General features: G+C 71.6%; 10 protein-coding genes. 5 read left to right on the plus strand and 5 right to left on the minus strand.

The features are described from left to right. Window positions 1-120: 120 nt before the first annotated feature. Window positions 121-573, minus strand: a complete 453-nt coding sequence (locus ACFZDJ_RS41365; RefSeq protein ID WP_390933386.1) for a MarR family transcriptional regulator — start codon at window positions 571-573, stop codon at window positions 121-123. A 93-nt stretch (window positions 574-666) separates the two neighbouring features. Here ACFZDJ_RS41365 and ACFZDJ_RS41370 point away from each other — a divergent pair, with 93 nt between their 5' ends. Then, on the plus strand, window positions 667-1,725 hold the full coding sequence (locus tag ACFZDJ_RS41370; protein ID WP_391066930.1) for an ABC transporter permease: 1,059 nt from the start codon (window positions 667-669) through the stop codon (window positions 1,723-1,725). Window positions 1,726-1,907: 182 nt separating this feature from the next. On the opposite strand, the gene ACFZDJ_RS41375 is transcribed toward ACFZDJ_RS41370, so the two are convergent. Together ACFZDJ_RS41375 and ACFZDJ_RS41380 are read right to left on the minus strand one after the other, a co-directional pair. Then, entirely contained in the window at window positions 1,908-2,333 is a 426-nt protein-coding gene (locus tag ACFZDJ_RS41375; RefSeq protein ID WP_391066933.1) for a GNAT family N-acetyltransferase, read from the minus strand. Window positions 2,334-2,355: 22 nt separating this feature from the next. Continuing rightward, the gene (locus ACFZDJ_RS41380; RefSeq protein WP_391066936.1) at window positions 2,356-3,009 is read right to left on the minus strand and encodes a TetR/AcrR family transcriptional regulator C-terminal domain-containing protein; all 654 of its coding nucleotides are present in this window, start codon (window positions 3,007-3,009) and stop codon (window positions 2,356-2,358) included. 142 nt (window positions 3,010-3,151) lie between these two features. Here ACFZDJ_RS41380 and ACFZDJ_RS41385 point away from each other — a divergent pair, with 142 nt between their 5' ends. After that, window positions 3,152-4,582: an MFS transporter gene (locus tag ACFZDJ_RS41385; RefSeq protein ID WP_391066939.1), complete on the plus strand. Its 1,431-nt coding sequence runs from the start codon at window positions 3,152-3,154 to the stop codon at window positions 4,580-4,582. 71 nt (window positions 4,583-4,653) lie between these two features. Here the strand turns inward: ACFZDJ_RS41385 and ACFZDJ_RS41390 are convergent, their stop codons facing one another. Both ACFZDJ_RS41390 and ACFZDJ_RS41395 read right to left on the minus strand, forming a co-directional pair. Further along, window positions 4,654-5,328 (minus strand): DUF305 domain-containing protein, encoded by a 675-nt coding sequence (locus ACFZDJ_RS41390; protein ID WP_391066942.1) that lies wholly within the window; start codon window positions 5,326-5,328, stop codon window positions 4,654-4,656. A 92-nt stretch (window positions 5,329-5,420) separates the two neighbouring features. Beyond that, window positions 5,421-5,873 (minus strand): DUF6153 family protein, encoded by a 453-nt coding sequence (locus ACFZDJ_RS41395; RefSeq protein ID WP_391066946.1) that lies wholly within the window; start codon window positions 5,871-5,873, stop codon window positions 5,421-5,423. Between the two features lie 374 nt (window positions 5,874-6,247). Between ACFZDJ_RS41395 and ACFZDJ_RS41400 the strand changes: the two genes are divergently transcribed. From ACFZDJ_RS41400 to ACFZDJ_RS41410, 3 genes are all read left to right on the plus strand, one after another. Beyond that, the gene (locus tag ACFZDJ_RS41400; RefSeq protein WP_391067283.1) at window positions 6,248-8,830 is read left to right on the plus strand and encodes an ATP-binding protein; all 2,583 of its coding nucleotides are present in this window, start codon (window positions 6,248-6,250) and stop codon (window positions 8,828-8,830) included. Window positions 8,831-8,913: 83 nt separating this feature from the next. After that, window positions 8,914-9,651, plus strand: a complete 738-nt coding sequence (locus tag ACFZDJ_RS41405; protein WP_384906827.1) for a DUF4118 domain-containing protein — start codon at window positions 8,914-8,916, stop codon at window positions 9,649-9,651. A 199-nt stretch (window positions 9,652-9,850) separates the two neighbouring features. Next, window positions 9,851-11,692 carry an APC family permease gene (locus ACFZDJ_RS41410; RefSeq protein ID WP_385387532.1) on the plus strand — a complete coding sequence of 614 codons (1,842 nt, stop codon included), beginning with the start codon at window positions 9,851-9,853 and terminating at the stop codon, window positions 11,690-11,692. Window positions 11,693-11,826 lie beyond the last annotated feature (134 nt).

Genomic DNA, 11,826 nt, shown 5'->3' on the forward strand with positions numbered 1-11,826 from the left:
CTCGCCTGAGGGGGATCACCCGGCGGGCTGATGTCCCGGGACGGGAGGGGCGTCGAGCATCCGCGTGCGACCGGGCTCGGCACACAGGAGGAGCGTGACCTTGCTCGGCCCGGCGGCTCCTCATGGTGCGCTGTCGACGTCCATGGCCGCCGGATTCAGTGACTCCAGGAGTTTCAGGAGCAGTGAGTGGGCCTGTTCCTGCTCCGTCGGTGTGAGCACTTCCAGGGCTTCGGCGTGGGTGGCGTCCACGGCGGCGCCGGCCTCGGCCGCGAGTCGCAGGCCGGCCTCGGTGGCGTGCAAGCGGTGGGTGCGTCTGTCGCCGGGGGCGGTACGGCGTTCCAGAAGCCCGCGTGCGACGAGTCCGTTGACTGCGGTGCCCATGGACTGGGGGGTGATGGCCGCTCTGCGTGCCGCGGTGGCGCTGGTGACACCCGGGTCGAAGGCTGCCTGGATCAGGGCGCTGTTCTGGGCGAGGGTCAGGTGGAAGGGGCGCAGGGTGCGCTCGATCCGGGTCGCCATGATCTGGCCGATCTGCCAGGCCACGTACCCGGTACGCCGGTCTGGATGTTTCACGTGGCGGACCCCTTTTGTAAGGCAGCTGATTGTGGTGTACAAATATTATCAGTTAGCTTCCATTCTTCCTATTCTTCGAGGATCCTGCCTCCGATGTCCCAGCACGCCTCCGCCCGACAGCACCACAAGCACGCCCTGGACGTGGCGCATCCTCCGCCGCGCCCCGGGACCCCGCGCGCCGTCCTGGTGCCCGTGGCGGTCGTCCTGCTGATCGGCTCCGTGTTCGTCAGCGTCTACCTCGCCGCCTTCCACGCACCGCGCCCCCATGAGCTGCGGGTGGGCACCACGGAGATCGGCACCCACCAGGCCCAGCTGCGCCAGGACCTCGCACGCGCCGTCCCGGACGGCTTCACCCTGGAGACCTACCCCGACGAATCCGCCGCCCGGCGCGCCGTCCAGGACCGGTCCGTCTACGCGGCCTACCTCGGCAAGGGGGATCTGCTCTACGGCAGTGCCAATGGAGCCGCCGTCACCGCCACCGTGACCACCGCGTTCGGCTCCGTGGCCCGCGCGGAACACCACCGCCTCTCCGTCGAGGACGTCGCCCCGGCGTCAGCGGGGGACACCCGGGGGCTGTCCGTCTTCTACGCGGCCTTCGGCCTGGTACTGGCCGGATACCTCTTCGGCATGACCACCTACCAGCTCGCCCCCCGCCTCCAGTACCGCTGGCGGATGGCCAGCCTGGCCCTGTTCGGCGTGGCCGGCGGCGTCCTGGTCGCCGTCATCGCCGGCAGTACCGGCTTCGGCGCCCTGCCCGGTCCCTTCCTGCCCCTCGCCCTCGTTGTCGCACTGATGGGCGCCGCGGTCGGCGCCACGACCATGGTGCTGCTGCGTCTGTTCGGCTCCGCCGGCGTCAGTCTCGCCTCGATCCTCCTGCTGATCCTCGGCAACAGCAGCAGCGGCGGCATCATGCCCGCCGCCTACCTCCCCGCCTGGCTGCGCCCGCTGTCCGAGATCCTGCCCGTCGGGGTCGGTGTCCGCGCCATGCAGGGGCTCTCCCGATTCCAGGACGACGGCCTGACCCGCGCCCTGGTGATCCTCCCGCTGTGGGTGCTGGGCGCCGCCGCCGTGCTCTACCTCAAGGACGTCTTCCGACGCGAGACCCCGAGCCGCGTGCCGGGCACGGCCGAGCCCCAGCCCGCAGCGGCCTGACAGCGGACGCTTCCGCACCCGGCGGTGACGGTGACGGTGACGGAACGAGTGTGGGCGTGCAGTAGGGAATCGGGGCGAGGCACGTCAGGATCGATGAGTCTGCCGATCGATGAGCCTGTCGTATGAAGAGCGGGGCCGCCGGCCGAGGGTTCAGGGCCGACGCCGGACGACGGTGCCGCCCTTCAGTCGGCCCGGATGAAGCGGGCCATCCCGATGGACTTGGGAGCCCTGTCGGTGAACCCGAACTTCCGGTAGAGATGGTGGGCGTCGCCGTCGGCGATGAGGGAGACGTACGAGAGTGCCGGTGCGCGGTGTTCCAACTCGTCGTTCAGGGCCTGCATGATGCGGCGGCCGAGTCCACGGCCCTGGTGCTCGGGCAGGACGCAGATGTCGACGATCTGGAAGAAGCATCCTCCGTCGCCGATGATCCGGCCCATGCCGATCGGATCGCCGCCGTGGACGGCCACCACGCCGTACCAGGTGTGGGCCAGCCCCACCGTCGCGCCCTCGTCGGACTTGTCGCTGAGGCCGGCGCGTGTGCGGAGCCGGCGGTAGTCCTCCACCGACGGGACGCCGGGGCGGACCTCGTATGCGCTGGGATCGGGCAAGGCGGTTCCCCTTACGGCTCGGTTACGGCTCGGTGTGACGCGGGGCGTAGTGGCTCAGGAACATGTCGACCCCACCCGTGATCAGGCGGTCGGTGAGATTGTCGTCGATGTCGGTGCCGTAGGCACTGAAGATCAGGTACGGGAAGACCAGCAGCGAGTAGAGCTGGAGCAGGGCCACCTCGATGTCGGGGACGTCGAGCCGGCCCTGTGCGACCAGTTGCCGGAGCGCTCCCGCGACGGCGGGGTGATGGCGCTCGGGACCGGCGTCGTGCCAGCCCTTGCCGAGTTCGGGGAAGCGGTGCAGTTCGCGGGCGACGACGTTCCGCAGCGCGAGGATCTCCGGGTCGGTGCGGATTCCGGCCACCCAGGCGCGGGCGGCGGTGATGAGTGACGCACGCAGGTCGTCCGAGTCGGCGAGGCGGGCGATGGCGCTGACGAGGGTGCCGCCGAGCGGGGCGTCCAGCGAGTCCTTGACGACCCCGGTGAACAGGGCTTCCTTGCTGCCGAAGTGGTTGTAGACCGTCACCTTGGACACGCCCGCCTCGGCGGCGATGAGATCGACACTCACGTCGAAGCCCTCACGAAGAAAGAGCGCGCGGGCCGCTTTGAGGATGGCCAGTCGCTTTGCCTCGGCGCGTGGTCCGGTGGGGGGCCGCTTGACGTCCTTCGTGCTCATGCGACGAGTCTACCGGCGTGTGAACTGAACGGTTGAGTTCATATGTACTGGGCCGTACAGTTCACATAAGCCGGGCTCGTACGGAGTTCGTCGTGGCCGGCCGCATCTCCCCTTCCCGTATCGCACGCTTGGAGGAGTCGTCGTGACGCACAGCACCGCCGGCGCGCACCACGCGCCCGCTTCGCACCCCCCGGCCGACCCGCGCCGCTGGTTGATGCTCGTCCTGCTCTGCCTGGCCCAGTTCATGCTCATCCTGGACGTCACCGTCGTGAACGTCGCCCTGCCCGACATGGCCGCCGACCTCGACCTCGGCAGGCAGGCGCTGACCTGGGTGGTGACCTCGTACACCCTGTGCTTCGGCGGACTGATGCTGCTCGGCGGGCGCCTCGCCGACGTGTACGGCGCCCACCGCACCGTCCTCGCCGGGCTCGCGGTGTTCACCACCGCGTCCCTGGTCACGGGGCTCGCCACGGGCGCGCCCATGCTGCTGGGCGGGCGGATATCCCAGGGCATCGGAGCCGCTCTGCTCTCCCCGGCCGCCCTCTCGATCGTCACCACCGGCTTCCAGGGCGCGGAACGCAACAAGGCGCTCGGCGTCTGGGCGGCCGTCGGCGGCACCGGCTCGGCCATCGGTGTGCTGCTGGGTGGGGCGTTGACCGACGGGCCCGGCTGGCAGTGGGTCTTCTACATCAACGTTCCCGTCGGCGTCCTCGCCCTCGTCGCGCTGCCGGGCCTGCTCCCGGCCCGTCCGCCGCGGCCGGCCCGGCTCGACCTGCCCGGCGCGCTGCTGGTCACCGCGGGCACCGGGTCGCTCATCTACGGCCTGGTCAAGGCGGGCGACACGGGTTGGAGCGGAGCTGCCACACTGCTGTCGCTGCTCGCTGCCGTCGTGCTGTACGGGGCGTTCGCCGCGGTCGAACGGGTCGGCGGCGCCCCGCTGATGGACCTCCGCATGCTCACCCGCCGTCCCGTGGTCGCGGGCGCGTTCCTGCTGCTGATCGCCACCGCGCTGCTGATCGCGTTCTTCTTCCTGGGCTCGGTCTACCTGCAGCACGTACGCGGCTTCAGCCCGCTGCGGACCGGCCTCGTGTTCCTGCCCGTGGCCGTCGCCACCGCCGTCGGCGCCCACCTCGGATCCCGGCTCGTCGGCAGGATCGGCAGCAGGACGACCGCGGTGGGAGGCCTGCTGATCGCGGCGGCGGGCACCGCGCCGCTGACCCGGTTGTCGCACGACGGCAGCGTGTACGCCGGCCTGCTGCCGGGCCTCGCCGTCGCCTCGCTCGGCCTCGGGGCGGTCTTCGTCACCGCCACCACCACGGCGCTGGCCATGGTCGCCCAGGAGGAGGCCGGGCTGGCCTCGGGCGTCGTCAACACCTTCCACGAGGTGGGGGGTTCGATCGGCGTGGCCGTCCTGTCCACCGTCGCCGCCGCGGGCATCGAGCACGGCGCGATCGACGGTTTCACGGACGCGTTCACGCTCAGCGCGGTCGCGGCCGCCGTGAGCGCGGGCGTCGCCCTGTTCCTCGTACCGCGCGGCAGGCCACAGACGACCGGCGGTCCGCATGTGCACTGAAGCGCCCGAGTGACCGCCCGGGCTCCCCACGACGGTCGAGGGAGCCCGGAACGGTCAACGGGTACCGCGGATCAGAGCCGGTCGAGGATGCTCTTGAGCTGCTTGACCTCGGCGGACTGGCCCGTGACGATGGCGTCGGCCATCTTCTTGGCGTCGGCGTCCTGGCCGCTCTTCTGCTCGGTCTTCGCCATGGCGATCGCGCCGTTGTGGTGGTCGATCATCATCTGGGCGAACATCTTGTCGAACTCCTTGCCCTGCATGGCCTTGAGTTCCTTCATGTCCTTGTCGGACATCATGCCGTCGCCGCCCATGCCCATCCCGGGCATGTCTCCCTTGGCGGTGGGCTTGCCCCAGGACTTGAGCCAGCCCGTCATGGTCTTGATCTCGGGGTCCTGAGCCTTCTCGATCTTCGCGGCCAGGTCCTTGATCTCCGCGTCGGAAGCGCGGCCGTCGGCCAACTGGGCCATCTCCACGGCCTGCTCGTGGTGGGGGATCATCATCTGCGCGAACGTGACGTCCGCCTCGTCGGCGTCACCGGCCCTGGCGGCCGCCGTCGCGGTCGCTGTCGCGGTCGCTGTCGCCGGGCTCTTGCTGCCGCCGTGGTCCATGCCGCTCGCACCGTCGCTGTCGCCGCCGCAGGCGGAGAGCATCAGGGCCCCGGCGGCTACGACGCCGACGGCCGCGACACGGCGGACGGGCTTGCGGTGGAGGTGCTTGCCGTGGAAGGCGCGCGTGAAGGCAGTCATCGTGAACTCACCTCGTGTGTCGGTTCTGGCTGTGTGGGCGTACGCGTCGTCGCGGGAGCGCGCGTGGTGCGCGTCCGCGAGGGCGGTTCGGCCTACAGCCGCAGGACCGACAACTCGGTGAGATCAGGGCCGCGGGGCGGGGGATTGGGCCGCAGCATGACGGGCGCCTCGGCGAGGAGCTTCGCCAGCCAGTCCGGACGGCGGGTGAGGGCCGTCCTCAGCAGCGCGGTGAGCACCCACGCGCCGAACATCACCGCCACGCACAGCGAGAGCATGTCCATCGCCATGGCCGGCATGTCCTTGGACGCCGTGTGCGTGGAGTGCGCGGCGCTGCCCCGCTCCGGTGACGCCGGAGCCCCCATGGGGTCGTGGGCGGCTGCCGCCGTGGGCATCGTCGAGACGTGGGACGTGGGGCTCATGCCGTCGCCGGACGACTGGTCGGGGTGTCCCATGGCGTGCATGACGAACACACCCAGCGCGAGAACGACGACGAGCAGCAGGTGCCCGTAGGCGCCTCCCGTTCGTACGTATCGGTTCACGTGCACGCCGGCAGTCTCCGTCTGTGATCGCTCCGGACTGACTCTCCGACAGTAGCGAAGGGGAGTGGAGCGTGCCGTCGTGGGGGTCGGGTTCCGGCCCACTTCCTGAGCGGCTCATTGAACGCACGGTGCAGTACCGGAACCCCGCACCGGCACGCCGGACCCGAAACGGCTCCTCCGGCGGAGCGGCCTTCACCCTGTCGGGGCAGGGCACGTCAAGGTGGTGTCAACGTCCACGTGACCGGCGCCAAGGATGCGTCAAGGCTTGTGCCGGACGACTCGCGGAAGGGCTTCGGTAGGGGGAAGCAACCCTTCCCGTCGGAGAGTTGATCTTCAGTGAGCGGAGCGCGTCGGCTGCGATGAATGACGTACCGACCGAGATGAGTGATGCGCGGAACGGCGGGGGTGAGGTACGGACCGCCACGGGTGACGTACGGCCCGGTCGGCTGAAGGTCTACCTGGGGGCGGCCCCGGGAGTCGGCAAGACCTACCGCATGCTCGACGAGGCACGCCGCCGGGCGGCACGCGGCGCCGACGTGGTCGTGGGGTTCGTGGAGTGCCACGGGCGCCCGGGCACGGAGGCGATGCTCGACGGCCTGGAGGTCGTACCGCGCGCCCTCTGCGTCCATCGCGGCGGGGAGTTCGAGGAGATGGACCTCGCCGCGGTCCTCGAGCGCCGCCCGCAGGTCGCGATCGTCGACGAGTTCGCCCACACCAACGTCCCCCGAGCCGGCCGCAACGCCAAACGCCGGCAGGACATCGAGGAACTGCTCGCCGCCGGGATCGACGTCATCACGGCCCTCAACATCCAGCACCTGGAGTCCCTCAACGACGTCGTCGAGAAGATCACGCGGATGCCGCAGCACGAGACGGTGCCCGACGAGGTCGTACGACGAGCCCAGCAGATCGAGTTCGTCGACATCCCGCAGGAAGGACTGCGACGCCGGATGGCGCACGGCAACATCTACGCCCCCGAGAAGATCGACGCGGCCCTGGCCGACTACTTCCGGCTCGGCAATCTGACCGCGCTGCGCCAACTGGCCCTGCTGTGGGTGGCCGACCGGGTGGACGAGGCGCTCCAGTCGTACCGCTCCGAGCACGGTATCGGCGGGGTGTGGGAGACGAGGGAGCGGGTGATCGTGGCCCTCACCGGCGGTCCCGAGGGGGACACCCTCATCCGGCGGGCCGCCCGGATCGCCGACCGGTCGGCGGGCGGTGACCTGCTCGCCGTGCACGTGACCCGCAGCGACGGTCTCGCCGCGGGCACCTCGCACGCCTCGCTCGCCCGGCAGCGGCGGCTGGTCGAGGACCTGGGCGGGAGCTACCACTCGGTCGTCGGCGACGACGTGCCGACCGCCCTCGTCGACTTCGCCCGTGCCGAGAACGCCACCCAACTCGTCCTCGGCACCAGCCGCCGGGGCCGCGTCGAGCGCTTCGTCACCGGCCGCGGCACGGGCGAGACGGTGGTCGAACTCTCCTCGGACATCGACGTCCACATCGTCACGCACGAACGCGCCGGACGCGGCACGCTGCTGCCCTCGCGGCGGCGCACCCTGTCGACCGCGCGCCGGGTCGCGGGCCCGGTCACCGGTCTGCTGCTGCCCGTGGCGCTCACCTTCCTGCTCGATCTCGACTGGGCCCGGGACCGGCTCAACCTCACCAGCGAGGCACTGCTGTTCCTGCTCACCGTGGTGGGTGTGGCCTGCATAGGCGGGGTCGTCTCGGCGGTGATCGCCTCGCTGACGGCGTCCCTGCTGCTCAACTACTGGTTCATCCCGCCCGTCGGACAGTTCACGCTCGACGATCCCAACGCGCTGCTGGCCCTGGCGGTCTTCGCGGCGGTCGCCGCCGTGGTCGCCGGCGTCGTCGACCGCTCCCTGCGCCTGTCGCGGCGCTCGGCCCGCGCCACCGCCGAGGCCGAGACCATGTCCTCGCTCGCCGGCAGCATCGTGCGGGGCGGCGCCACGATCCCGGCGCTGGTGGAACGCACACGCGAGACCTTCGGCATGGACTCGGCGGAACTCGTCGACGAGCCGCCCGGAGACGACGGCGCGACGGTCGTGCCCGCGGGCCCCGGCGCCTTCCTCGTCCTGCGCGGGCGCCTCCTGCCCTCCTCCGAGCGGCGCGTGCTCGCCGCCTTCGCCGCCCATGTGGGATCCGCCGTCGAACGGGCCAGGCTCGCCGAGGCCGCCGCCGAGGTCGAACCGGTCAGGGCCGCCGACCGGATGCGTACGGCGCTGCTGCGGGCGGTCGGCCACGACCTGCGCACGCCTCTCGCGGCGGGCTGGGCCGCGGTCTCCTCGCTGCGCAGCCGGGACGTCGACTTCTGCGACGAGGACCGGGACGAACTCCTCGCGACCGCGGACGAGTCCATGGCCAAGCTCAACCGCCTGGTCGAGAACCTCCTCGACCTCAGCCGCCTTCAGGCGGGCGCGCTCACGCTGAACCTGCGGGCCACCACACTGGAGGAGGTCCTTCCGGCGGCGCTCGCGGACACCCCCGAGGTGGCGGTCGGGGACCTGGAGGAGATCCCGGCCGTGCTGGCCGATCCGCCGCTCCTGGAACGCGTGATCGCCAACCTCGTCGGCAACGCGGCCCGCCACAGCCCGGCGGACGGCAAGGTGCTGCTGACCGCGAGCACCCACGCGGGCCGCGTCGAAGTCCGTGTCGTCGACCGAGGCCCCGGCCTGCCGCCGCCCTCCAAGCTCTCGGCCCCGCCCGAGCAGGGAGGCACCCCCGTCCGCGACCGGCTCTTCGAGCCCTTCCAGCGTCTCGGCGACACCGACAACACCACCGGCCTCGGCCTTGGCCTGGCCCTGTCCCGGGGGCTGACCGAGGCGATGGACGGCACCCTCACCCCGGAGGACACTCCCGGCGGCGGTCTGACGATGGTGCTGTCGCTGCCCTTCGCCGAGCGGGTGGATCTTCCCAGTGATACGCAGAGCGTAGGAGGCGGCGTATGAGCAGGGGGCGTACGACTCATGGAAGCGGCGTACGAGGGCTCGGGCCCGAGGTCGCCGTGGCAACCGCAGGAGGTGACGGTGTGATGACCGGCTATTCGCTCCGGGACCGGCTCGCCCTGGTGGCGGGCCTGGTGGGCCCCTTCCTGGTGGCGCTCGTCCTCGTGCCCTTCCGTACGGATCTGTCGCATACGAACGCGGCGCTGATCCTGGTCGTGGTGGTGGTCGCGGTCGCCGCCCTCGGCAGCCGTACGGCGGGGGCGCTCGCGGCGCTGTCCGCGGCGGCCTGGTTCGACTTCTTCCTCACCCGCCCGTACGAGACGTTCGACATCCATACCTCGGCCGACATCGAGACGGCGGTGCTGCTGCTCGTCGTCGGCGTGATCGTGTCCCAGCTCGCGGCCCGGGCCCGCCGCCTGGAGGTCATCACGGTGACGGACGCGGACTATCTCGCCCGCGTCCACGAGACCGCCGAGCTCGCCCAGTCCGCCAAGTCCTCCGACACCGTGGTCGACCACGTCCGCGGCCAGCTCACCGAGCTGCTCGGCCTGCGCGGCTGCCGCTACGAGTACGGCACCCTGCTCGGGCAGCCGCCCCGGCTGGAGCAGGACGGAAACGTCTCGGTCGGCCACCGGCGCCGGGACGTCGACGCCTGCGGCTGGCCGGACGGCGAGATCGAACTGCGCACCTACGGCAACGGCCACTACCTGGGCCGCTTCATGCTCACCCCCGGCCCGGGCCCCGTACCGCCGCTCCAGGCCCGCCTGGTGGCGGTCACCCTCGCCGACCAGACGGGCGCGGCCCTGGACACGGCCGGGCGGTAGGTACCCGCGGGGGCACCGCGCGCAGCCGAGCAGGAGCCGTGCGGGGCACTGGGGCGTCAAGGTCCCGTCAAGGTCCGGGGCTTCTCCGCGAAGAAGGCGCAAGGAAGGGTCGAAGGCAGTCGAGGACGGACAGAACCTGGGCGCACCCGCGCATCGCCTCCCCGCGTGCGCGGGCCACCGCGTAAGGAGCCCGTATTCCATGTCTGTCCTGATCATCGAGCCGGGGGCGACCCCCGCCGACGAGGAGCCGCCGGATACCGGCGAGCGCCATCGCCTCACCGCCCTCACGGGGCTGGCCGCCCTGTCGCTCGACGCGATGGCCTCGGTGGCGTACGGGCCCGAGGCGATCGTCCTCGTGCTGGCCGCGGCGGGCGCGCACGGCCTCGGCTTCACGCTGCCGGTGACGCTGGCCATCGCCGGGCTGCTGGCGGTGCTCGTCGCCTCGTACCGGCAGGTGATCGCCGCCTTCCCGGACGGCGGCGGGTCGTACGCCGTCGCCAGGACCCACCTGGGCGCCCGTACGAGCCTGGTGGCGGCGGCCTCGCTGGTCCTGGACTACGTGCTCAATGTGGCGGTCGCCGTCACCGCCGGGGTGGCGGCGCTGACCTCGGCGTTCCCTGAACTGTACGGCGACCGGCTGTGGCTGTGCCTGGCCGTGCTGGTGCTGATCACGGCCGTGAATCTGCGCGGCATCGTGGAGTCGGCGCGCGCGTTCATCGTGCCGACGGCGGTCTTCGTCGTGTCGATCCTGGTGCTGATCGCCGTCGGTCTCTTCCGGTCCGCGCCCGTCAGCACCGCGGCCGCGGCCGGGCACGCCTCCGTCCTCGCCGACAACGCCACCACCGTCGGCGCGCTGCTCCTGCTGAAGGCCTTTGCCTCGGGATGCAGCGCGCTCACCGGAGTGGAGGCGCTGGCCAACGCCGTGCCGTCCTTCCGTGTCCCGCGTGTGCGTCGGGCCCAGCGGGCGGAGGTGGCCCTGGGGGCCGTCCTCGGGGTGATGCTGATCGGCCTGTCGGTCCTCATCTCGCGCTTCCACCTCCAGCCGGTGGAGGGCGTCACCGTCCTCGCCCAGCTCGCGGACGCCTCGCTCGGCCACAACTGGGCCTTCTACGTCATCCAGTTCGCCACGATGATCCTGCTGGCGCTCTCCGCGAACACCTCCTTCGGCGGCCTGCCCGTGCTGCTGAAGCTGCTCGCCCGCGACAACTACCTCCCGCACGTGTTCGCCCTGAAGGCCGACCGGCAGGTGCACCGTCACGGTGTGCTCGCGCTGGCCCTGGTCTCGGCGGCCCTGCTCGTCTTCTCCGGCGGAGACACCAACACCCTGGTGCCGCTCTTCGCCATCGGCGTCTTCATCGGCTTCACGATCGCGCAGGTCGGAATGGTCCGGCACTGGCGTGGTGAGCGGGGGAGGGGGTGGCGGGGCAAGGCTCTGCTGAACGGTTTCGGCGCCGTGCTCACCGGCGTCTCGGCGGTCGTGGTGACGGCGACGAAGTTCGAGGATGGCGCATGGCTGATAGTGATCGCCGTGCCGCTGCTGGTGGCCGCCTTCGAGACGGTCCACCGGGCGTATGCGCGGATCGGTGAGCGGCTGGGCCTCGGGCGGATTCCCGAGCCGCCGCACCGCGACCGTTCGCTGGTGATCGTCCCGGTGTCGAACCTGTCCCGGCTGACCGTGGAGGCCCTGAACGCCGCCGCCTCCCTCGGCGACGAGGTACGCGCCGTCACGGTGTGCCACCCCGACGCCGAGGACCGCGCCCACACGCATGCGCTGGCCCGCGACTGGGCGCAGTGGGACCCCGGAGTACCGCTCGTCCAGCTCACCTCCGAGCGCCGCACCGTGGGGCGCCCGATCGCCGAGTACGTGGGCGAGACGGCCGCCGCGGAGCCCGGCACCCGGGTCACCGTGCTGATCCCCGAGGTCGAGCCGGACCGGCTGTGGCAGCGGCTGCTCCAGAACCAGCGGGGCGCGGTCGTCGCCCACGCGGTGCGCCGTGACACGGACGCGGTGATCTGCCGGCTGCGGTTCCGCGTCTTCTGACGCCCGGCTCCGAGGTCCTGCTCCGGACCCCGCTCTGACGCCCCGCTCCGACGTCCTGCCCTGGTCCGCGCCCTGATGGCCCGCATCTCGCCGATGCGGGCCATCGGCGTACTCGGCTGGACGGCGGCCGGTGG

This window comes from Streptomyces sp. NPDC007896, from assembly GCF_042959425.1.
In the GTDB taxonomy this organism is placed as follows: Bacteria; Actinomycetota; Actinomycetes; order Streptomycetales; family Streptomycetaceae; genus Streptomyces.

What these genes read in the sequence shown, in the direction of transcription:
- ACFZDJ_RS41370 (WP_391066930.1), top strand. Translation starts at nt 667, where the DNA reads ATGTCCCAGCACGCCTCCGCCCGACAGCACCACAAGCACGCCCTGGAC.
- ACFZDJ_RS41380 (WP_391066936.1), bottom strand. Translation starts at nt 3,009, where the DNA reads ATGAGCACGAAGGACGTCAAGCGGCCCCCCACCGGACCACGCGCCGAG.
- ACFZDJ_RS41390 (WP_391066942.1), bottom strand. Translation starts at nt 5,328, where the DNA reads ATGACTGCCTTCACGCGCGCCTTCCACGGCAAGCACCTCCACCGCAAG.
- ACFZDJ_RS41400 (WP_391067283.1), top strand. Translation starts at nt 6,248, where the DNA reads ATGAGTGATGCGCGGAACGGCGGGGGTGAGGTACGGACCGCCACGGGT.
- ACFZDJ_RS41405 (WP_384906827.1), top strand. Translation starts at nt 8,914, where the DNA reads ATGACCGGCTATTCGCTCCGGGACCGGCTCGCCCTGGTGGCGGGCCTG.
- ACFZDJ_RS41410 (WP_385387532.1), top strand. Translation starts at nt 9,851, where the DNA reads ATGTCTGTCCTGATCATCGAGCCGGGGGCGACCCCCGCCGACGAGGAG.